Genomic DNA, 20,476 nt, shown 5'->3' on the forward strand with positions numbered 1-20,476 from the left:
CGCGTGAGTCAAAAACTCACGCGCCTTTTTTTGCGCTTGCTGAAGACCCATCAATATTTTTATACCTGCACGCCAAAAACAGAATTTCATTTATAGATACGCAATCCCTAGCCTCTCGCCATCGTCCACTTGCGAGAGGCTCCCATGCCATTTGTCATTTACATCTTCACCCTCAGCGCCTTCGCCCTCGGGCTCGCTGAATTCGTGCCGATCGGCCTGACCGAGGTCATGGCGCAAAGTCTCGGCGTTAACGTCGAGGCCACCGGCGCGACCATCACTGCCTATGCCTTGGGCGCTACCGTTGCCGCACCGATCTTCAGCGCACTGACCGCCAGTTGGTCACGCAAGAACGTAATGCTCGCCACCGCATTGGTGTTCAGCGCCGGCAGTCTGGCGGCGGCGTTTTCCAGCACCCTGACGCTGATGCTGATCGCCCGTTTCATCGCCGGTATGGGCCACGGCCTGTTCCTGGCCGTGGCGTCGAGCACCGCCGCGCGCCTGGCGGGTCCCGGCCGGGCGGGCAGCGCCGTCGCCGTGGTGTTTTGTGGTTTTACGCTGGCAATGGCCATTGGAGTGCCGATCAGCACCTATCTGGGTGGCGTGATGTCGTGGCGTCTGGTGTTGGCCGCCATTGCGGTGTTCGGTGTGATCGGCTTCTTGGGCCTGCTGTTCGGCATGCGCGATCCACTGCCGACCGCCGCCGACAGCGGTTCGGCACTCGATAGCCTCAAGGCATTGTTGAACCGGAAACTGTTGGCCGGTGCGCTGGTCACGGTGCTCGGTTACGCCGGCTCTTTTGTGGCCTACACCTACATCGCTCCGGTGCTGACGGATGTCACCGGCACCACCGCCGCCACCGTCGGCGTGTTCATGTTGCTGTACGGCGTGATGGCTGCGATCGGCAACGTGCTCGGCGGCAAACTCACCGACGCCTGGGGCGTCGACCGCGCGAGCGCCACGCTGATTGCCGGCATTGCGCTGGTCACCGCGGGCATGTGGGCGTTTTCCGGATCGTCGGTGTTGATGGGTGTGCTGGTGGCGTTGCTCGGAATGTTCAGCTTCGCGGCCGTACCGGCCTTGCAGGCGAGACTGATCGGGATTGCCGAACAGCATGCGCCTCACGCCCACGGCGTCGCTGCCGGCCTGAACATTGCCGGGTTCAACTCCGGCATTGCCCTCGGTTCGGTGGCCGGTGGCGTGACAATCAGCCAGATAGGCCTGAGCTATGTCGGCCTCACCGGCGCCGTGGTTTCGGCACTGGGCCTGCTGCTGATTCTCGGGCAGATGTCCGCGAGCTCCGCGCCGCGTTATCGTCCGGCTGACAACGCCTGACGAACCTTGCTTCGGGAAACGCTGCAACGGCGTTTTCCCGAGGCGAGCACGCCTGCCGCACGCCATGGTAAAAACCAGATTCAGCCCCCCGGACATCGCCAACCCATGAGCCATCTCACGCACCTGCGAACCTTCCTCGAAGCCTACCGCGCCAGGTCGTTTTCCAAAGCTGCCGAGCATCTGGGCATCACCCAGCCGGCGGCTTCGATGCACGTCCAGGCTGTGGAAGCGCTGGTGGGCAAACCGCTGTTCCATCGACTGCCACGAGGTGTCGAGCCGACCGAAGCCGCCGATGAGTTGGCCCGCTCGGTCGCGCCTTACCTGGACGGTCTGGAAAACAAGATCGCCTCGCTGCGCCCCGGCCTGCTCAAGGGCGGCACGATTCATCTGGTCGGCCCTTCGGATTTCATTCACTCGCAAGTCGCCGCCCGCCTCGCACCGTTGATGGATGAAGGATTCCTGCTGCGTTTTCACACCGGCACGAAAAAGCGCATCTACGAAATGCTCGAATCAAAACAGATCGATTTCGCAATCACCGCTTCCCTGCCCGACGAACAGACCCATGGGTTCGCCCATCTGCTGACCGAACGCATGCTGCTGGTCTACGCGCCGAGCCTGCTGGATCGCTTGGGCCAACACCCGACTCAGGAGCAACTGACCCAGGTGCCGTTGATTGCCTTCGACGAAGACCTCGCCCTGGTGCGCCCGCTGTGGTCGTCGATGTTCCAGATCGCCCCGCAACTTCAAGCGTCGCTGACCATTCCGGATCTGCGGATCATCAAAGACCTCGCCATCGGTGGCCACGGCTGGACGGTCCTGCCGGATTATCAATGTGCCGATGCGATTGCCGATGGCCGCCTAATTTCCCCGACCGTATCGGCTGAAGCGCCGGTCAACGTGCTGTACCTGGTGTGGCGCAAGAGCGCGTTGCAGAGTCCGAGCCGGGTGTATGTGCGGGACTTTCTGTTGAATGCATTCTCCCCGATGTGACAAACCAGCAAATAACCAGAAAGAATTAATAAATAAACAATCAGTATTTATCGTTATAAAAATCTCGGCGTACTCTCACCTCATCCCGTCATTGAACACAGTGAAGTGCGCCATGAAACCGACTGACAACCTGATCGACTTCGCCGCCTACCGCAAACGCCGTCACGCCCAGCAACAGGCCCGGCTGATGTGGGAAATGTATGCGCGCAATGCCGGTTATCAGGCTTGGCAGTGGGTGCAGGCCGCTCGTTCCGGCGAGACGCGTCAAGCGTGAACGCGCGTGAACCCTCGCGCTTTCTGGCGAGCGCCGATGAACCTGTGGTGGACCTGAACAACCTCGATTCCCTGGAAGAAGACCCGATCTGTGAACGTGTCGCGCAGAACCTGCAACGTCTGCGCGGCAAGCGGCATCTGTCGCTCGATGCCCTCGCCCGCCAGTGTGGCGTGAGCCGGGCGATGCTGGCGCAGATCGAATCCGGGCGCAGCGTGCCGTCGATCAAGGTGCTGTGCAAAATCGCCAAGGGTTTGAAGGTGTCGGTGGCGGCGTTTCTCGAACATCGCGCGTTTGAAGGCGTGGCCGTGTTGTCGGCGAGCCAGAGCAAGCGGCTGGTCAGTGCCAGTGGCGCCTTTGTCAGCCGCGCGCTGTTTCCCTTTGATGTGGCGCGCCAGTCGGAATTCTATGAACTGCGCCTGAGCCCCTTGGGCGAAGATCAATCCGAAGGCCACGGCCCCGGCGTCCAGGAAAATCTGGTGGTGGCTCAGGGCGTGCTGGAGATCAGCGTCAACGACGAGCGCTATCTGCTGTCGACGGGCGACTCGATTCTGTTTTACGCCGACCAGCCCCATCGTTACCGCAACCCCGCCGACAGTGAAGCGGTGGCGTATCTGGTGGTCACTTACCCCGAACGCCTGGACTGACAAACAGACAACAAAAAGCCCGACCGGGAATCTCCCGGTCGGGCTTTTTCATGCGCTGGCGAAAATCAGCAGGTGCAGCACATCATCGGCATGCCGTTGCAGCTCATCATCATCGGCATGCTGCAGTCGTTCATCATCTTCATCATCAGGGCGCAGCAGTTCTTCATCATGTCCATGTTCATGCCCGGCATCGGCATGATTTTGCACATCATGCAGTCGGCCATCATGGTGCATTCCATCACGCACTTCATCGATGGCATCGGCATGCCCATCATCGGCATTGGCATCATCATGTTCATCATCGGCATGGCCATGGCCGCCGGGGACATGCACATCATGCTCATGTTGCCGCAATGCATCATCATCGGCATGCCGCAGTCCATCATCATCTGCATCATTTCAGCGCTGTTCTTGAACATGGCCATGTCCATGCCAGCGGCCGGCATCATCTTGCACATCATGCCGTCGTCCATCATGTCGCAGCTCATGGTCGCCATCATCATCGGCATGCCCGTCATCGGCATCATCGGCATGTTGGCGTTCATCGGCATTTGCATCTGCATGGCGTTCATCATGGTGTAGCTCCCTGAGGATTTAGAACTGGATGAGAAGTTGATGGAGCGGATTCTAAGGATTGGGAAATCCGCAACAAGCTGTCCATCGAGCAGCAAAAAGTGCTGTTCAAACGCTTCAAGTGCAGCGTTCCGTGCGACTCGAACCGTTGCAGCAGCAGAGTAGACGCCATGACAGATCCGGCAAATGCGGAAGCAGGCTTTTAAATGTCATGGATATGCGATCCAACACCAAGTAAATAACTTAAAGAAATAATCGTTCTAACCAGCGGGCATTATTTTCACTGTGTTTGCTTATTCCATTAGTTCAGCAACGATCCACTTTTTAATCTTTTATTGCTATTAACCCTCCCCTCTATAATTGGGGACAGTTCTTAACAATAAGGAAGTTCCATGCCGCAACGTTTACTACTGGCAGCACTGTTCCTGGCAGTCACCGGATGTGCCAGCTCTCCTCCGGTTTCCGTGCATACCAAGGATCCCGCCAGTTCGACCCTGCAAGGCGATGCCACACGACCGGCGCAGGCGCAGTGGGTGCGCACCGAGTTGTACTTCTCGGTGGGGCCGCTGGAAGGCAAGGAAGGTGTGGTGAGCCCTGCGCGCTGGCGCGAGTTTCTCGATCAGGAAGTGACGACGCGGTTCCCGGACGGGTTCAGCGTGTTCGATGCGTATGGGCAGTGGAAGGACCACGACGCGAAAGTGCCCGAGCGGCTGGCGACCAAGGTGATTGTGATCCTGCACGAAAGCAGCGCGAAACGTGAGAGTGACATCGAGGCGATTCGTTTGGCGTACAAGCGGATTACGGGGGATTTATCGGTGTTGCGGTTGTCGCAGCCCGCCGCGGTGTCCTTCTGATCGCCTGCCCTCACCCTAGCCCTCTCCCGGAGGGAGAGGGAACTGACCGTGGGATGCTTCAGAACTACGCCGACCTGAACCTGCCCTTCTGAATCCATAATCGACTCAGTGTTTCAGGTCGATGGATAGCGTCAGACAACCCGGTCGGCCCCCTCTCCCTCCGGGCGGTCCGACGTTTCGGGAGGGCTGGGGTGAGGGCCTGGCGTCAGTCGCCCCACCACTGCCAAAAGCAGAGCCCCCACCAGCAACACCACAATCCCCAGAAAAGCGCCGAAACCAACCACCGTCACGCTGGAATACAGCATGTACACGCATAGCCCGAAGAACAACAGCGGCAAAACCGGATAAAGCGGCACCCTCACCGGCCGGGGCACCTCGGGAAAGCGCCTGCGCAGAATGATCAACGCGAGACTGCTCAAACTCAGAAACAGCCAGTACACCGGCGTCAGATACTCAACCATGGTGTTGAAACCGCTCTGGGTAAAACTGCCAAACACCACCAACACCAACGCCACCGCCCCCTCCGCCAGCAACGCCTTGCGCGGTACACCGTCACGCTCGTCCCATTCGCCAAATCGTCGCAGTTGCGGCACATCGCGGGCGGCGGCGTAGGTGGTGCGGGCGCCGACCAGCAAGGTTGAGTTGATAGTGGCGATGGCCGCGATGCCAACCATCAGCAGGATCAGCAGCACGCCCGGGGCACCGAAGGCGCGGTTCAACAATTCCACCGCCGGTGCATTGCTCGCTGCCAGGCCTTCGAATCCCAGCCCCTGGACGAACGCCCAGTTCAGTGCCAGATAGATCGTCATCAGCACCGTCAGCGCACCGAGCATGGCGATGAAGATCCCGCGTCGACCATCGCGCACTTCGGCGGACAATGTCGCTGCATCGCTCCAGCCGCCGAAGGCCAGAAACACAAAGATCATCGCCGCAGAAAACCCTGCCGCGCCGGTGTGTTCGGGCACCACCGGATCACTGGGCAGCGTCGGCTCGATCCCTTGCCACGCCAGCCAGACTCCGGCGCTGGCAATGCTCAGGAACCCGAGAGCAAGCAGCCCGACCAGCACCGTCTGAGTCATGAAACCAATGTGCTTGCCCGTCAGATTCAGCAGCACCAACGCAGCAATGATCGCACCGGCAAACACCCCGGATCCGTAATGCCCCAACGGCACAACCGCATTGAAGTAGTCGGCAAACATGAACGCCGACAACGCGATCCACCCGGTGTGCATCACCGAGAATCGCGACCAGGCAAACAGGAAACCCATGCGCTCGCCATAAGCGGTGCGCAGGAAATGATAGTCACCGCCCGGATGCGGGAACGCGGTGGCCATCTCGGCAAAGCACAAGGCCCCGGCCATCGACGCCAGTCCGCCGAGCACCCAGACCCAATAGAAATGTTCCGGCCCGACGTTCAAGGCAACGGTCGGCGCGGTTTTGAGAATGTCGGTGGTGATGACCATGCCCAGCGTGATCAGCAATGCCTGGAACACCGGCAGGTGCCGCTTGGGGCCATTGGTTTGAGTCATGAAGGTTCCCGCTGATGATCCGCCATCCATGGCGGAAAAGACTCAGAAGCCGTAGGTGGCGGTGGCGTAGTAATAAGCGCCGTTGGTGCCGATCGGCGAGAGCACGTCGTACGGCAGGTTGCCGCCGTAGTTGATGGCCGAGCCGGAGCGTTCCGGGTAGTTGTCGGTCAGGTTGTTGCCACCCAGGGCGATGCTGAATTTCGGGGTGAATTTGTAGGTCACCTCGGCGTCCAGCTGCCACACCGCGCCATAGGTTTGCTCAGGCTGCGAGTCGCCGAAATCGAACACCCGAGTGGTCTCGCCCTGACGAGTCAGACGCCCGAGCAGGCCCCAGTGTTCGCTGGTCCAGTTGGCGGAAAACACGAAACGATCCTTGGGCGCGGCGTCGGTCAGGGTGTTGCGTTCCTCGACGCCGACCAGCGCGTCATTGCCAATCCCTAAGGCGGTCAGCTGCGACGGCGTGCCCTTGGTGCTGGTGACCTTGGTGTGGTTGTAGGTGTACGCGGTGGTCAGCCCCAGTTGCCCGTCGTAGAACGGCTGATGGTAGTTGAGCACCAGTTCGGCGCCGTCAGTGCGGGTGTCGGCGGCATTGGTGAAGAAGTTGACGTCGTGCACGCCCGGCACGCCGAAGTTGTCATTGATGTAGCTTTCCAGCGCGTCGCTGCCGATTCGCTGCGACAGGGTGATGCGGTCTTTGACGTCGATGCGGAACACATCGAGCGACGCATCGAAGCGTTCGTTCAACTGGAACGTCAGGCCGAGGCTGAAGTTCTTCGAGGTTTCCGGATCGAGTTTTTCCGCGCCCAGGGCACGGGCAATCGGATCGTTGACCGACAGCACGCGGATATCGGTGAGCGTGCCGCCGTCGCCGAAGTTGCTGGTGGTGTTCTGGAAGCCGCTCTGGGCCAGCGACGGCGCGCGGAAGTTGTTCGACACCGCACCGCGCAACGCCCATTGATCGGTCAGCTTGTAGCGACCGCTGAGCTTGCCGGTGAGTTTGCTGCCCGCATCGTCGTAATGTTCCCAGCGCGTGGCGGCATCGACGAAGAAACGGTCGGTGAGATCACCGGACAATTCGGCGTAGGTGCCGAACACGTTGCGATCCAGATCCGACTCCTCACTCGGGCGCAGGCCGTTTGCGCCATCGGCCCCGGAACCGATGTAAGAGGCTTCGTCTCCGGCAAAGGTCAGGTAGTTTTCGTAGCGATATTCACCGCCCACCGCCAGCACGAACGAGCGGCCACCGAGGCGCAATTCGCGGCTGAAATCGAGGTTGGTGGTGGTCTGGCGCAACTCATAGTCGCCAGTGTCGAAGCGGGTCGGCGAGTCCGCGCCGAGACTGACGTTGAGGGTGCGACGGGTCGCCGATTCAAAGCGGTTGCGACCGTGGGTGACGCTGCTGTCGAAATCCCAGTCGTCGCCGATCAGGCCCTTGTAGCCGGCGGTAGCGGAGATGTCGGTGTTGTCGCCCAGCGATTGCGGCAAGTAGCCGTTAGGGTAGAACTGCGGCTGCTCGGACGGGTAGCGATAGAACTCGGCGCCGGTGGTGTGGCGTTCGTTGTAGGTGCCGAAGCTGTAGGCCTTGCCGCCGGCCAGCGGCAATTCGCCGTTGAACCAGGCGTTGACGTCCCGCGCCACGCCGTCGCCCATTACGTAGTTGCGCTGGCCCGGGGTGTCGGCGAAACCGTCGTAGCCGGCGCGGTTGGTCGGGTTGCGATCCTTGTACTCGGTACCGCCGCGAATGAAGCCGCCCTCCTCGCCCAGCCGCGTGCCGATCTTGGCGGTGGTCACGCTGTTCTGGCCGTCGGTGGTGGTTTTGCCGATCGCGTCCTGATGGGTATGGTAGGCGCCGTAGCTGGTGGACACTTCGCCGCCTTCGGGGGCATCGTCGAGGATGATATTGATCACCCCGGCAATCGCGTCCGAGCCGTACTGCGCGCCCGCGCCGTCGCGCAGCACTTCGATGCGTTTGATCGCGCTGATCGGGATCGAGTTGAAGTCCACCGGCGCCGTGCCGCGACCGATTTTCGACGAGTCGTTGACCACCGCCGAGGTGTGGCGGCGCTTGCCGTTGACCAGCACCAGCACCTGATCCGGGCTCATGCCGCGCAGCTGCGCGGCGCGCACGTGGTCGGCGCCACCGGAGTTGGACTGGCGCGGAAAACTGAACGACGGCAACAGCGTCTGCAACGCCTGGCCCAGCTCGCCGCCACTGGCGCCGGCGGTCTTCAGGTCCTCGGCGGTCAGCACATCCACCGGCACCGGCGAATCCAGCACCGTGCGTGCGGTGCCCCGGGTGCCGGTGACCAGCACGGTGCCCAGCCGTGTGTCATCGTCGACGCGCGCGGAAGTCTCTTCGGCTTGCGCAGGAAGTTGCCAGATTGCACTGACAACAGCAATGGCGAGTAATGAACGCGAACGGTGAATCATGCGACAGCTCCTTGAATCGCAGTTAATAACCGGCCGCTGCCGAATCATGAAGTATCGGCAATCGGTGCACGGCAATTTCTGCTGTAGTTTTGATATTCAGAAAGGCAGCCAAGTGTGCTGAACAACTATCGGCTGTTAGAGCGCAAGAACCCCAAAGTTAGTAGAACCCCCTGTTTACCGATCCTAGACGAGCGGTCGCACGCCGCAAAAGAACCAATAACGCTTAGGTTATGCCCGACGAACGGAGTGTTGCCTGAGCAACACTTGTGTTTGCGAAACAACATGAACACCCAACTAACCAACAACTAATCACGCACAAAAACGCAATCCACGTTGTTGTAGAGAGCGTTATTAATCAGTGTTTTTTCGGTGCGAAGTTAGATGCCGTCAGTCGAAGTCCTTTTCCCGCCAGGCATCTTCGGCAATGTCCAGCGCATCGCCGCTGAAGCGCTGCTCAATGAACGGATCGGCGTGCAAATGAAAGCCGTTGCGCTCCCAGAAGCCCGGTTGTTCCTGATCGGTGAATTCGAGCCCGCGCAGCCATTTCGCGCTCTTCCAGAAGTACCGCCCCGCCACCACCAGCCGCAGCGGCCAGCCATGCTGCGCGGTCAGCGGCTGACCGTCGTAATGGGTGGCCAGCAGGCTGTCCGGGTGCAGCAAGTCATCGAGATGCAGGTTGGTCTGGTAATCGTGATCGGCGTGGGCCATGACGAAGGACGACGTCGGCCGGATGTCCAGGGCCTGCAACAGATCTTGCAGGTGCACGCCGCTCCAGCGGGTGTCGAATTTCGACCAGCGTGTCACGCAATGAATGTCGCATTGCAACGAGCGTTGCGGCAGCGCTTGCAGATCGGCGTAGGTCAGCTCGACCGGCTTGGCCAAGGTGCCGAACAGGCGCAGCGACCACGTCGCCAGGTCATACGCCGGCACCTCGCCCTCGTGCAGGATCGGGAAGCGCTCCGTCAGCACCTGCCCCGGTGGCAGCCGTTCGCCCAGCGCCACATCGGCTTTCGGCGAACGGCTCTTGCGCAGGCGCGCAGCCTTGTCGTGCATGTCGGTTCCTCAGTTCGCCACGGGAATCCACGGTGCCCGCGCGACATTGGCGGTGTCACCGAAGGCCGGCAGTTTCTGCCCCAGATCCCGTACGTTTTTCACGTCCAGATCCAGCAGTTGCTGACGGGTAATGAGAGTCGGCGGCACCAGCACCTTGTGCCCCGGATTTTCCCCGGCAATCAGCATCGCCAGACTGCGCACGCTGATCGCCCCGGCCACTTGCGGATTGACCGCAGCGGTGGCGGCCCAGGCGCTGTCCGGTTCTTTCATGATCTGGATGTCGGCAGTGGAAATGTCGGCGCTGTAGATCTTCACCTTGCGGCTCAGACCGGCCTCGTCCACCGCGATCTTCGCGCCTTTTGCGAACTCGTCGAACGGCGCAAAAATCACGCTGATCCCCGGATTGGCCCGCAACACGGCGCTGGCCTGATCGGCCACCGAGTTGGCAATCGGCGGATTGAGCGTGCCGAAACGCGCCTTCTCGACGATCCCCGGATTGCTCGCCTTGACCTGGCTCCAGATCTCGTCGCGGCGCTCCATCGGCGTGAAGCCGCTGATGTAGACATACCCGGCGTCGAAGCGGGTGCCGTTGTCCTTCACCGCTTGATCGAGTGCCAGACGCGCCAGTGCGTGGTGATCCTGCTCGACCTGGGTTACTTGCGGCGTGTTCAGATCGACGTCGAACGCGACGACCTTGATGCCTTTGGCGAGCGCCCGGTCAATCGGGCCTTTGAGGGTTTCCGCGAGCCCCAGTTGCACGATGATGCCGTCGACGCCGAGGTCGGCGGCCTGATCGATCATCTCGCCCTGGCTCGCCGCCTGTTGCCGCGCGTCGAACACCCGCAGGTTGGCGCCCAGCGCTTCGGTCTGTTTCTCCACGCCGCGCAGATAGGCTTCAGGGAAATCCCCGGAAAACAGATAGCCGACCAGCGCAATCTGTACCTGACCTTTATCGAACGGCGCCGGTGCGCCGGGCAGGGCCTTGGCCTGCGCATTGAGGGCCAGCGCCGAGAGCAGCGCCCCGGCGAGGCAATGACGTGCGAACTGCTTGATTGAACCGTGCATGGATCTTTCCTTGAAGCATCAATGAAACGGCTCAGCGCGCCCGATGCGCGAGGCCGAAGGTGAACATCAGGGCCAGCACCAGCACCAGTCCCTTGACGAAATCCTGCGCGTAATACGGCGCGTTGAGCATGGTCAGGCCATTGAGCAACGAAGCCACCAGCAATGCGCCGACCAGCGTGCCGAACGCGTTGGGCTTCTTCGCCCCGAGCACGGCAAAACCGATCAGCGCAGCGCCCAGTGCATCCAGCACCAGGCCATTGCCGGAGCTGACATCACCGCGCCCCAATCGCGCCGCCAGTAACAAACCGCCGAGCGAGGCCAGCAGCGCCGAGAGCACGTAAGCCAGCAACTTGAAGCGCTGTACCGGCGCACCGGCCAGACGCGCCGCCTGCTCGTTGCCGCCAATCGCATAGAACAACCGGCCGATGCGCGTGCGTTCGAGAAACAGCCACACCGCCACCGCGACCACCGCCGTGATCAACACCGGAACCGGCACGATGTCCCACAGTCGTCCTCGACCCAATGCCAGAAACACTGCGCTGAACGAACCCTCGGCTTCATCGCCGTTGGGTAAAGTCATGCCCACCGCAATCGAGCGTCCGCCCGTGGGAATCAGTTGCACGCCGATCACCAGGAACATGCTGCCGAGCGTCGCGAGAATGTCCGGCACACGCATCTTCACGATCAGCCAGCCGTTGAGCAGCCCGACCAGCGCGCCACCGGCCAGGCTGATCAGCACTGCCGGCACCGCGCCCCAGCCGAGCACCACCATCACGTAACTGGCGATCATCAGGCTCATGGCGGCCACCGCGCCGATCGACAGATCCAGCCCGCCCACGGCCATGGTCAGCGTCACGCCCAAAGCCAGCAGCGCGACAATCGACACCGATTGCAGAATGCTGAACAGGTTGCCAACGCGCAGGAACGCCGGTTCCGCCACACTGAAAAACACCACGATCAACGCCAGCACCCACAGCAGGCCGTATCGGATCAGCGCTTGCACGAAGCGCTCGGTCGGCGCCGGGGCGGATGACAACAGGGAACTCGAATCAGGCACTCGCTCTACTCCTTGGCGCGGCGTGAACAATAGAATTTTGCGGATCGCTGCCGGCCAGCGCGGCGACCAGGGTGGCGCGATCCAGCCCGGCACGCGGGTACTCGGCCACCACCGCGTGATCGCGCACCGGAAGGATCCGGTCGGCGATCTCCAGCGCTTCATCGACGTCCGAGCAGATCACCAGCGTGGCGCGGCCAGCGGCGCTGTCGCGCAACAACTGGCCGATCTCGCGCCGGGCACGCACATCAACGCCCTGAAATGGCTCGTCGAGGATCAGCACCCGGCCCTCGCCAAGCAGCCAGCGACCGAGCACGACTTTCTGCTGATTGCCGCCGGACAACGCACTCATCGGCACATCGATGCCGGTGGTCTTGATTCCCAGCGCGGCGACTTGCGCCTCCACCGCTGCTGCTTCGGCACGGTTGCGGATGAAACCGCCACGGGTAAAGCGTTCGAGGAAGGGTAAGGTCAGGGTTCGGCGCAAAGAAAAATCCGGCACCAGTGATTGGCTCGCGCGATCTTCGGCGGCGAAGAACACGCCGCTCTGGATCGCCTGGCGGGGCGAGCCCGGTTGCCACTCGATGCCGTCCAGTTGCAGAGAGCCGGACACCGGTTTGCGCAGCCCGAACAGCACTTCGGCGATCTCGCTTTTGCCGGCGCCAAGCAATCCGGTCAGCACCACCACTTCGTTTTCGTGCAAGGACAAATCAAAGGCGCGGGTGCGCGGCAGGACTTTTATGTCGCGCAGTTTCAGCACTTCACGCCCCGCCGCTCGCGGTGTGTAGACGTGAGCTTCCAGCGCCTGACCAAGCATCGCTTCCAGTGCCTCGGGCAATTGCCGGGCACTGAACTCACCGGCCAGTTGCCCGTCACGCAACACCACGGCGCGGTCGGCCACCCGTTGCAGATCGGACAGCCGATGGGAGATGTACAAAATCGCCACACCATGGCTGCGCAAGGTGTCGATCAGCCCGAACAGGCGCTGCGCCTCGGCATTCGACAGGGCCGCTGTCGGCTCGTCGAGAATCAGCAGGCGCGGTTGCAGGGCAAAGGCGCGGGCCAGCACCACCAGTTGCCGTTCAGCCTGGCCGAGGTGTTCGATCGGTTGCTCGAGCGGCAGCACCAGACCGAGGCCGGCGGCGATGCTTGCGGCGCGCTCCAGCAGACGTTTGCGGTTGAGCCAGAAGTCGGCGTCGGGACGGCACAGTTCATCGAGCAGCAGATTTTCCGCCACGCTCAATCCGGGCGCGATGCCTTCATTGATCTGTTGATGAACCGCGACGATGCCGAAGCGGCGCGCCGACAGCGGCGAACTGAAATGCCGGGGCTGGCCATCAATCCGGATCTCGCCGCCATCGTGGGTCTGGCTGCCGGCGAGGATCTTCACCAGCGTCGACTTGCCCGCCCCGTTGGCGCCGAGCAGCGCCACCACTTCGGCGGGAAAAATATCCAGGCTGACCCGGTCCAGCGCCCGGTTCGAGCCAAAGGTCTTGCTCAGTTCACGTACACGAATCAGTGGTTCGGAGACCACGGCGACAGGCGCACCCATAAAATTCCTTAACGTCGATGAGCCAGCGAACGCACCAGTCGATCGCCCAGGCTTTGCACGCCCTGGACGAGGATGACCAACACCACGACGGTGGCGACCATCACTTCATTGTTGAACCGTTGATAGCCGTAGCGGATCGCCAGATCGCCCAGTCCGCCACCGCCGATGACCCCGGCCATGGAAGAAAAACCGATCAGCATCACCAGCGTCAGGGTGATGCCCGCCAGCAAGGCCGGCAGCGCTTCGGGCAACAACACTTTGAAAATCACGTGGCGGATGTCACCGCCCATGGCGAGGATCGCTTCGATCCGGCCCTTTTCGACTTCGTCCAAAGCGTTCTCGACGATCCGCGCAAAAAACGGGAAGGCGCCGATGGTGATCGGCACCACGGCGGCGGTGCTGCCCAGCGTGGTGCCGACCACCAGCCGGGTCAGCGGGATCAGGGCAATCAGCATCACCACAAACGGCAGCGAACGGCCGAGGTTGATCACCGCGCCCAAGGCCTGATTGAGCCTCGGCAACGGGTACAGACCCTGACGGCGGCTGATGAACAGCAACACCCCCAGCGGCAAACCGATCAGTAACGTGAACAGCCCGGCGAGCAGCACCATGTACAGGGTTTCGCCAGTGGCGTTGAGCACCAGTTGCAGGATTTCATTCCAGTCGATCACGCGGTTCATGAGTGGGCCGCCCGTACGCCGTATTGCCGCAGAAAACTCAAACCGGGCGCGTCATGCCCCAGCGGCAAGCCGCAACTGGGGCGCAGTGAAGCACCGAGGGCGGACTGCGGATCGGCGAGCAATCGGGCCACCGGCCCCGCCTCCACCAGTTTTCCATTGGCCATGGACGCGGCGTGATCGCAGATCGACTTGACCACGTCCAGCTCGTGGGTGATCAGCACGATGGTCAAACCGAGCTGGCGGTTGATGTCGCGCAACAGCTCCAGAATCGACGCGGTGGTTTCCGGGTCGAGGGCGCTGGTGGCTTCGTCCGACAGCAGATACGCCGGGCGCGCCGCCAGGGCCCGGGCGATGCCCACTCGCTGCTTCTGCCCACCGGACAGTTGCGATGGAAAGGCTTCGGCCTTGTCGCTCAAGCCCACCAGCTCCAGCAGCTCGCGAACCCGTTCATGGCGCTGTGGCTTGGTAACCTTGGCGATTTCCAGCGGCACCGCGACGTTGTCGAACACGTTGCGCGAATGCAGCAGGTTGAAGCCCTGAAAGATCATGCCGATGCGCTGACGCTGGCGGCGCAACTCACGGTCGGATAGCGCCGTGAGGTCTTCGCCGTCCAGCAGAATCCGCCCGGCATCCGGGCGTTCGAGCAGATTGAGGCAACGCAGCAGCGTCGATTTACCCGCGCCGCTGCGCCCGAGAATCCCGTAGATCGCCCCATCGGGAATGCTCAGCGACACCTGATCCAGCGCCGGGGTCGACGCTGACGGATAGGTCTTGCTCAACTGCTCGACGACGATCATGGCTTGACGTCCGCCACCGGGATCACCGAGCCCTTGAAATTCTCGGCGATGTATTTGGCGACTTGCGGCGAGGTCAGGTCCTTGGCCAATTGCTGGATGCGCGGATCGTTTTCCAGTTTCGGCGTGGTCACCAGAATGTTGGCGTAGGGGTTGTGCTCGGCCTTCTCCAGCCCCAGCGCATCCTTGGCCGGCACCAGCCCGGCTTCCAGCGCGTAGTTGCCGTTGATTACCGCCAGGTCCACGTCATCCAGCGCACGGGGCAATTGCGGCGATTCGATTTCGAGGATCTTCAGGTGTTTAGGGTTTTCCGCGATGTCCTTGGGCGTCGCCTGATCGGCCGCCGGGTCATTGAAGCCGGCTTTGAGCTTGATCAGGCCGTTGTCCTGCAACAGGTACAGCGCACGGCTCAGGTTGGTGACGTTGTTCGGCACGGCGACCGTGCCTTTGTCCGGCACCTGGGCGAAGGTTTTGTGGCGATGGGAATAAATCCCCAGCGGTTCGATGTGCACCGTGGCGGCCACCGCGAGTTTCTCGCCGAGGGCCTTTTCCTGGGATTGCAGGTACGGCAGATGCTGGAAGTAGTTGGCGTCCACATCGCCGTGCACCAGCAACTCGTTGGAGTTCACGCCCTGCGGGATTTCGATCACCTTGAGGTTGAGCTGCGGATCGAGCTTCTGGATGTACGCCAGAATCTGCGCGTGGGGCACCGGGTCGGCGGCAACGCGCAATGGTTCCAGCGCTCGAGCACTGAACGAAGTCACCAACGCGCCGAGGACGGCCAGGGTCAAGCCTGCTTTTTTCAACATGGGAAGAGTCCTTAAGCGAGTGATGGATCAGGCGTTGGCGGTCTTGCGAAGCGGTGTCTGGGTATTCGACGCATCGGCGTAGAAGCGCTGCGCGACATCGGGATGGGAGCGCAGTCGGCCCTTCAGATAATTCCAGCCGACATCGCGAAACAGCGGGTTGAGCGGATCGCTGGCCGGGCCGCGAGCCTCACGCAGCAACGCCGTCGGCAAGGGATAAAGCGGCACCACTGCATCCAGTTGCGCGCCGAGGAAAAACGCGATGGACAAGCGCTCGCTGCCCACCGGTGGCGACACCACCCGATGCACCGTGGCACGCAGATAACCGTTGGTGGCCAGCTCCAGCAACTCGCCGATGTTTACCACCAAGGTATTGTCCCGAGGCAGCGCATCGATCCAGCGCCCCTCTTCGATCTCCACTTGCAGACCGGCCTGCCGGTCTTGCAGCAGGAAGCTGAGAAAACCCGAATCCTTGTGCGCGCCGACGCCCTGATTGCTCGCCGTCGAGGCTTGCCCCGGATAGCGCATCAGCTTGATGTGTTCGTTGGGTTTGTCGCCGTACAACCGATCAAAAGCGTCTTCCGGCAAGGACAGCGCCTGAGCGAATGCGCGCAGCAGACGCAGCGACATTTGGGTCATCGCCTGCTGCCAGTCGAGCAGCAGCGGCTTGAGTTGCGGCAACGCTTCGGGCCATTGATTCGGCCCTTGCAGCCGCGCCCACAACGGACTGTCGGCGTTCAATGGCAAGACGTCGCGCTCGGCGCCCAGATCGAATTGCTCACGTTGATCGGGCTGGCCTCGAGTGATCTCGGACGCGGCGCGGTTATAACCGCGAAAGTGCGGCGAATTGATCATGCCGACGGCGGCTTTCTCGCTGTCAGGCAAGGCGAAGAACTGGCGCGCGTAGTCCTGCACTTGCTCAAGCAGGTTGGCGTCGATGCCATGGCCGGTCAGGTAGAAAAAACCCACATCGCGGGCGGCATGGCGCAAGTCATCAAGAAATGCCTGGCGTTGCGACGGCGTACCGTCGAACTGGGACAGGTCGAGGATGGGTAATGCGGTGATGTCTGAGGTGTGCGGCATGATTCACTCCCGTGTGAATCAAACCTGAAGAGTCCGTGATCGATTCAGCGTGTGCCGTCATGGCAATCGGGAGGTCTATCGGTTTGATGCTTTTGATTCGTCTATGAAACAAAACTAAACGATATTAAAAACACCGAACAAATATCTTTTTTGCATTAGCTTAGGTCTGTATTACTACAGGACTCAGCTGACCACCGCGCCCTTCGGGCCGCTGGCAATAAGCGCCGCCCCACACGCAGTTTTCATGCCGTCGAGCGCGATGGGTACCCCATCGACGGTGTAGGTGCTGCTGCCCTCGGCAATCGGGAAAATCCCCTTGCACAATGGGCAACTGACCTTGTGACCGAGCCCGGCAATCGGCTTGCCGTTAAGGTCAGTCCGGGAGAAGGCTTCGAGGACCTTGCCACCGTGGGTGGTGGAGTCGCCGAGGCGGATTGCGTCTTTCATGTTGTCACTCCTTTGACCTGACTTCTGGCATGCCAAATGGGGCCGTGGAACCCATCAAACGTGAAAACGGCGGGCCTTGAGTCGTATCAGGGGAAGTAGCTTTCGATCTCCGGATACTCATCCAGGAACTCATCACTTCGAATAAAGGCGTCAAGATCCGGGGACTTCTTCGCAGCCGCGACAATCGCCTTGATCTTCTCTGCGTTGTCCGAGTTCACGACACGACCGATCAGAACAAGAGGCCATTCCTTGCCACTTGCCTGTCTTTGCAACGTTGAGAAGTTCACCGCAAGCCTTTCAGCAAAAACGCCCGCTTCAGCATGATCAAGAACACCCACCACGCGCTCTTGCACACCGTAGTCGTCTTCATCGCAAAAGGTCGACAGTAGTACATCAATGGTTTTTGCATCGAGTTCGTCGCGGACACTGCTCACGAGCGCCGAGAACTCACGAGCATCTTCCTGGTTCTCGTAGCGATCCAATGAAACCAGTTTATCTCGCCACACTTTGAACGCTTGATCATTCATGGTTTCTCTCACTTATCCAGAAATTTACGGCACTTGGCATACGCCAGCATTTCTTGCATTGCTTCATTGTACTTTCTGGGTTGTCCGACCTGAGTGGCTACACGGCGCACATCTCTGATCTCCATCGCCATTGCACCTCTCATGTCTCCCACTTCGATTTTTGACTGAACCTGAGCTCGATAGGCTTTTCCGGGATTACCCTGGTGGCCGTGACTCATTGTTTGGCTATGGTCATAGGGCTCCATTTCCTTTGAAAAATCTGCAGCCCAATCTTCACGATCCCAGTGATCGAATTCGACCTTTGACTCCTTCACCGATTTGATCCGCGCCAAACCCACGTCTATCCACTTCAGCGAATGTATGAGCTGGCAGCCGCCATCATCGGTCAGGATGCAGGACAAAAGGCTCGTGCCATCCTCGTTCACGACGTCTGAACTACAGTGCGGAAACAAGTCGCCGAACGCTTCTTCCCAGGAGAATCGCAATTTCATTTATTGGTTCCATGCACCAGAGGAAACTGATCGATAGGGTTCGACACTCACACACCAGCGTCAGAGCAAACTCCACGACACCCCGACATACATCGCCATCCCCTCACCCGGTGTGGAGCGTGCGGCGTCCAGGCCTTTATCGTCATAGCCCGGCGTAACGGTAGCCGCGTAGTGCTTGTCGGTCAGGTTGCGCATGTCCAGCCAGGTCTGCCAGTCGCCTTTCGGTGCGTTGTAGCCCAACGTGGCGCCGAAGGTGGCGTAAGGATCGGCGTAATAGCTGTTGGCGTAATCCACTGCGGTTTTCGAGACCAGTTGCGTGTTGACGGCCGCGAAGAAACCTTGTGGAAAGTCGTAGCGCAGCTCGCCCTGGTAGTAATGCATCGGCAGGCCCGGCAGGCGGTTGTCGCCGAAGCGGTCGTCGTCGCGGTAGTGGAAGTCGCTGAAGGTGTAGGCCTGACGCAGGCTCAACTTGCCGCCATCGTTTGCTGACCACAGGTTGCTGTTCAGGCTGGCTTCAATACCTTGGTGCACGGTCGGGCTGGCGTTGAGTTCGTAAGGCGTGGTCGCGTTGGCGTCTGGCAACACCGAAAGCAATTCGTGGCGCACCTGAGCGTAGTACCACGCCAGGCTCCATTCGCCGAGCGCGCTGTCGCCGCGGCCGCCGAGTTCCAGGGTGGTCGCGGTCTGGTTTTGCAGCTTGACCGGATCGCGCTGGGTGCCGGTGGCGGCGCCGCTGCCAGCGGGGAAGCGTACGTTGGAGCTGTAGATCAGCGACCACGGATGCGGCGCTTCGACCGAGCGGCTGAGGTTGCCGAACAGTTGCAGATCCGGCGTCACCTGATAGCGCAGACCCAGACGTGGCGCGTAATCCCAGTCGCCAAGGCTGGTCTTGCCGCCACCTTCCGGGTAGGTGACCGCGCTTTCGCGTCGGGTGTAGATCGCGGCGAGGCCGGTGGTCAGCCACAGGTCGTCGGCGATTTCCAGGTCGTTGCCCACATGCAGGACAGAATCCGAACCCTGATAAGTGAAGTTGCGCATGTGAGTGCCCGGCGCATAACCGGCGGTATTGCCGGTGGGAATCCGCACCCGTTCGCTGGCACCGTCGTTGGGCAGGTGTTTGGTCACTCGCAGGCCCACGGTGCTGTTGCTCTCCATCCCCCAGAGCGTGTCGCGGCGCTTGTAGTCGAACGTGCCGCTGACATCGGTGTAGGCGACCTTCAGGCGATTGGGGCCTTCGCGCAGGTCCATCGGGTAATCGTGATAGACCAGACCGGTCTGAATGCTCGAATCGTCGTCGATGTAGTACGTGGTCTTGTTGCCGATGAAGGTGCTGCCGGGCTGATCGCGGCTGTCGTTGCGCGTCACGTAGGCCGGGTTGGCTGCGCGCGGATCGTGCTCGATGGAATGTTTGGTCACCCGCCCGGCGAGGTCGTTGTCGGTCTCGCGGTGACGAATGTAGAAGCGGGTTTCCAGATTCGGATTGAAGCGATAACCGAAGTTGGCGATCACGCCCTGGCTCTTGCTGGCGGTGTGATCCTGATAACCGTCGGAATGCGCGTCGGTCATCGACAGGTAGTAATCGAAGTCGCCCAGCACCTGACCGGAGCTGACTTGCCGCTGGGCATAACCGTGGCTGCCCATGACGTAACGCACATTCAGCAACGGCGCGTTGTAGCCGGTGTGGCTGACGTAATCGACGGCGCCACCGAGGGCCAGCGCACCGCGATCAAAACCGTTGGCACCGCGCAGCACCTCCACATGGTCGAGCCACAGCGGCTCCAGCAGTTCATAAGGCGTGCCGCCGGGGCCGGTCAGCGGCAGGCCGTCGAGCATCGTGTACAGCCCTGATGCGTGGGCGCCGGGAGCGCGGTTGATGCCCGAGCCACGGATCGAGATTTTCGTCCCTTCGTTGCCCGCCGACTGGGCATAGACGCCGGGCTGATACGCCAGCACGTCCTGATTGCTGGCGACCCGGCCCTGCAAAGGCTGGCGCATATCCACCACGTTGCTGCCACCCGGCACCTCGGCCAGACGAGCCTTCGCCTCTTCCACCGACGCATCTTCACCGCTCTGATCCTCGGCCCCGATCAGCACTTGCCCCAGTTCCAGCCCCTGGGATTGCGCCTTGAGCGGACAGACAAGGGCCAGTCCCAGCAAGGCAGCGGGCAGGGTTTTGAGCGAAGGCATCGGGTGAACTCCAGACAGGCGGGAACGGACAGTGACAACTGCGACGTATGAAAGAACGAAGGAAACACATGGCGATTTTGTTTTTTGTCAGGTAAACAGGCGGCTGAAATT

General features: G+C 61.1%; 20 protein-coding genes. 5 read left to right on the forward strand and 15 right to left on the reverse strand.

The genetic code is table 11. The features are described 5' to 3' along the window. Window positions 1-144 precede the first annotated feature (144 nt). The 4 genes from AC07XZ_RS16350 (at window position 145) to AC07XZ_RS16365 (ending at window position 3,240) form a co-directional block, all read left to right on the forward strand. Window positions 145-1,332, forward strand: coding sequence for an MFS transporter (locus tag AC07XZ_RS16350; RefSeq protein ID WP_102686717.1), 1,188 nt, complete (start codon window positions 145-147; stop codon window positions 1,330-1,332). 105 nt (window positions 1,333-1,437) lie between these two features. After that, on the forward strand, window positions 1,438-2,322 hold the full coding sequence (locus AC07XZ_RS16355; RefSeq protein WP_102686716.1) for a LysR family transcriptional regulator: 885 nt from the start codon (window positions 1,438-1,440) through the stop codon (window positions 2,320-2,322). Between the two features lie 112 nt (window positions 2,323-2,434). Further along, a complete protein-coding gene (locus AC07XZ_RS16360) occupies window positions 2,435-2,596 on the forward strand; it encodes a hypothetical protein (protein WP_173892762.1) in 162 nt (53 codons plus the stop codon). A 53-nt stretch (window positions 2,597-2,649) separates the two neighbouring features. Continuing rightward, window positions 2,650-3,240, forward strand: a complete 591-nt coding sequence (locus AC07XZ_RS16365; RefSeq protein ID WP_162130482.1) for a helix-turn-helix domain-containing protein — start codon at window positions 2,650-2,652, stop codon at window positions 3,238-3,240. Between the two features lie 65 nt (window positions 3,241-3,305). Here the strand turns inward: AC07XZ_RS16365 and AC07XZ_RS16370 are convergent, their stop codons facing one another. Next, window positions 3,306-3,815 (reverse strand): hypothetical protein, encoded by a 510-nt coding sequence (locus AC07XZ_RS16370; RefSeq protein ID WP_007955499.1) that lies wholly within the window; start codon window positions 3,813-3,815, stop codon window positions 3,306-3,308. Between the two features lie 390 nt (window positions 3,816-4,205). Between AC07XZ_RS16370 and AC07XZ_RS16375 the strand changes: the two genes are divergently transcribed. After that, entirely contained in the window at window positions 4,206-4,667 is a 462-nt protein-coding gene (locus AC07XZ_RS16375) for a DUF3574 domain-containing protein (protein WP_102686715.1), read from the forward strand. 131 nt (window positions 4,668-4,798) lie between these two features. Here the strand turns inward: AC07XZ_RS16375 and AC07XZ_RS16380 are convergent, their stop codons facing one another. The 14 genes from AC07XZ_RS16380 to AC07XZ_RS16445 form a co-directional block, all read right to left on the reverse strand. Continuing rightward, a complete protein-coding gene (locus AC07XZ_RS16380; RefSeq protein ID WP_102686714.1) occupies window positions 4,799-6,196 on the reverse strand; it encodes an APC family permease in 1,398 nt (465 codons plus the stop codon). Between the two features lie 42 nt (window positions 6,197-6,238). After that, on the reverse strand, window positions 6,239-8,626 hold the full coding sequence (locus tag AC07XZ_RS16385) for a TonB-dependent receptor plug domain-containing protein (protein ID WP_102686713.1): 2,388 nt from the start codon (window positions 8,624-8,626) through the stop codon (window positions 6,239-6,241). Window positions 8,627-9,013: 387 nt separating this feature from the next. Then, complete coding sequence (locus tag AC07XZ_RS16390; RefSeq protein WP_102686712.1) at window positions 9,014-9,679, reverse strand: sulfite oxidase-like oxidoreductase; 666 nt, start codon at window positions 9,677-9,679, stop codon at window positions 9,014-9,016. 9 nt (window positions 9,680-9,688) lie between these two features. Then, window positions 9,689-10,744, reverse strand: a complete 1,056-nt coding sequence (locus AC07XZ_RS16395; RefSeq protein WP_102686711.1) for a substrate-binding domain-containing protein — start codon at window positions 10,742-10,744, stop codon at window positions 9,689-9,691. 31 nt (window positions 10,745-10,775) lie between these two features. Further along, window positions 10,776-11,801 (reverse strand): ABC transporter permease, encoded by a 1,026-nt coding sequence (locus AC07XZ_RS16400; protein ID WP_007955505.1) that lies wholly within the window; start codon window positions 11,799-11,801, stop codon window positions 10,776-10,778. Continuing rightward, window positions 11,794-13,350, reverse strand: coding sequence for a sugar ABC transporter ATP-binding protein (locus AC07XZ_RS16405; protein ID WP_102686710.1), 1,557 nt, complete (start codon window positions 13,348-13,350; stop codon window positions 11,794-11,796). The genes AC07XZ_RS16400 and AC07XZ_RS16405 overlap by 8 nt, the downstream gene beginning before the upstream one ends. A gap of 8 nt (window positions 13,351-13,358) precedes the next feature. Next, window positions 13,359-14,030 (reverse strand): methionine ABC transporter permease, encoded by a 672-nt coding sequence (locus tag AC07XZ_RS16410; protein WP_074690781.1) that lies wholly within the window; start codon window positions 14,028-14,030, stop codon window positions 13,359-13,361. Continuing rightward, the gene (locus AC07XZ_RS16415; RefSeq protein ID WP_102686709.1) at window positions 14,027-14,827 is read right to left on the reverse strand and encodes a methionine ABC transporter ATP-binding protein; all 801 of its coding nucleotides are present in this window, start codon (window positions 14,825-14,827) and stop codon (window positions 14,027-14,029) included. Before AC07XZ_RS16415 ends, AC07XZ_RS16410 begins: the two co-directional genes overlap by 4 nt. After that, window positions 14,824-15,633: a MetQ/NlpA family ABC transporter substrate-binding protein gene (locus AC07XZ_RS16420; RefSeq protein WP_102686708.1), complete on the reverse strand. Its 810-nt coding sequence runs from the start codon at window positions 15,631-15,633 to the stop codon at window positions 14,824-14,826. Before AC07XZ_RS16420 ends, AC07XZ_RS16415 begins: the two co-directional genes overlap by 4 nt. Before the next feature lie 27 nt (window positions 15,634-15,660). Then, entirely contained in the window at window positions 15,661-16,713 is a 1,053-nt protein-coding gene (locus tag AC07XZ_RS16425) for an isopenicillin N synthase family dioxygenase (RefSeq protein ID WP_102686707.1), read from the reverse strand. 183 nt (window positions 16,714-16,896) lie between these two features. Beyond that, window positions 16,897-17,160: a PAAR domain-containing protein gene (locus tag AC07XZ_RS16430; protein ID WP_039771176.1), complete on the reverse strand. Its 264-nt coding sequence runs from the start codon at window positions 17,158-17,160 to the stop codon at window positions 16,897-16,899. 86 nt (window positions 17,161-17,246) lie between these two features. After that, complete coding sequence (locus AC07XZ_RS16435; RefSeq protein ID WP_102686706.1) at window positions 17,247-17,687, reverse strand: hypothetical protein; 441 nt, start codon at window positions 17,685-17,687, stop codon at window positions 17,247-17,249. An 8-nt stretch (window positions 17,688-17,695) separates the two neighbouring features. Beyond that, window positions 17,696-18,178 (reverse strand): hypothetical protein, encoded by a 483-nt coding sequence (locus tag AC07XZ_RS16440; RefSeq protein WP_178084654.1) that lies wholly within the window; start codon window positions 18,176-18,178, stop codon window positions 17,696-17,698. 60 nt (window positions 18,179-18,238) lie between these two features. Further along, window positions 18,239-20,365, reverse strand: a complete 2,127-nt coding sequence (locus AC07XZ_RS16445) for a TonB-dependent receptor family protein (RefSeq protein WP_102686705.1) — start codon at window positions 20,363-20,365, stop codon at window positions 18,239-18,241. Between the last annotated feature and the right edge of the window lie 111 nt (window positions 20,366-20,476).

This window comes from Pseudomonas sp. GW458-11-26-14-LB4 (assembly GCF_059423925.1).

Coding starts and splice junctions, on each gene's coding strand:
- AC07XZ_RS16360 (WP_173892762.1), top strand. CDS start 2,435: ATGAAACCGACTGACAACCTGATCGACTTCGCCGCCTACCGCAAACGC.
- AC07XZ_RS16405 (WP_102686710.1), bottom strand. CDS start 13,350: ATGGGTGCGCCTGTCGCCGTGGTCTCCGAACCACTGATTCGTGTACGT.
- AC07XZ_RS16375 (WP_102686715.1), top strand. CDS start 4,206: ATGCCGCAACGTTTACTACTGGCAGCACTGTTCCTGGCAGTCACCGGA.
- AC07XZ_RS16355 (WP_102686716.1), top strand. CDS start 1,438: ATGAGCCATCTCACGCACCTGCGAACCTTCCTCGAAGCCTACCGCGCC.
- AC07XZ_RS16410 (WP_074690781.1), bottom strand. CDS start 14,030: ATGAACCGCGTGATCGACTGGAATGAAATCCTGCAACTGGTGCTCAAC.
- AC07XZ_RS16445 (WP_102686705.1), bottom strand. CDS start 20,365: ATGCCTTCGCTCAAAACCCTGCCCGCTGCCTTGCTGGGACTGGCCCTT.
- AC07XZ_RS16380 (WP_102686714.1), bottom strand. CDS start 6,196: ATGACTCAAACCAATGGCCCCAAGCGGCACCTGCCGGTGTTCCAGGCA.
- AC07XZ_RS16350 (WP_102686717.1), top strand. CDS start 145: ATGCCATTTGTCATTTACATCTTCACCCTCAGCGCCTTCGCCCTCGGG.
- AC07XZ_RS16415 (WP_102686709.1), bottom strand. CDS start 14,827: ATGATCGTCGTCGAGCAGTTGAGCAAGACCTATCCGTCAGCGTCGACC.
- AC07XZ_RS16395 (WP_102686711.1), bottom strand. CDS start 10,744: ATGCACGGTTCAATCAAGCAGTTCGCACGTCATTGCCTCGCCGGGGCG.
- AC07XZ_RS16420 (WP_102686708.1), bottom strand. CDS start 15,633: ATGTTGAAAAAAGCAGGCTTGACCCTGGCCGTCCTCGGCGCGTTGGTG.
- AC07XZ_RS16425 (WP_102686707.1), bottom strand. CDS start 16,713: ATGCCGCACACCTCAGACATCACCGCATTACCCATCCTCGACCTGTCC.
- AC07XZ_RS16435 (WP_102686706.1), bottom strand. CDS start 17,687: ATGAATGATCAAGCGTTCAAAGTGTGGCGAGATAAACTGGTTTCATTG.
- AC07XZ_RS16385 (WP_102686713.1), bottom strand. CDS start 8,626: ATGATTCACCGTTCGCGTTCATTACTCGCCATTGCTGTTGTCAGTGCA.
- AC07XZ_RS16440 (WP_178084654.1), bottom strand. CDS start 18,178: ATGAAATTGCGATTCTCCTGGGAAGAAGCGTTCGGCGACTTGTTTCCG.
- AC07XZ_RS16430 (WP_039771176.1), bottom strand. CDS start 17,160: ATGAAAGACGCAATCCGCCTCGGCGACTCCACCACCCACGGTGGCAAG.
- AC07XZ_RS16390 (WP_102686712.1), bottom strand. CDS start 9,679: ATGCACGACAAGGCTGCGCGCCTGCGCAAGAGCCGTTCGCCGAAAGCC.
- AC07XZ_RS16370 (WP_007955499.1), bottom strand. CDS start 3,815: ATGATGAACGCCATGCAGATGCAAATGCCGATGAACGCCAACATGCCG.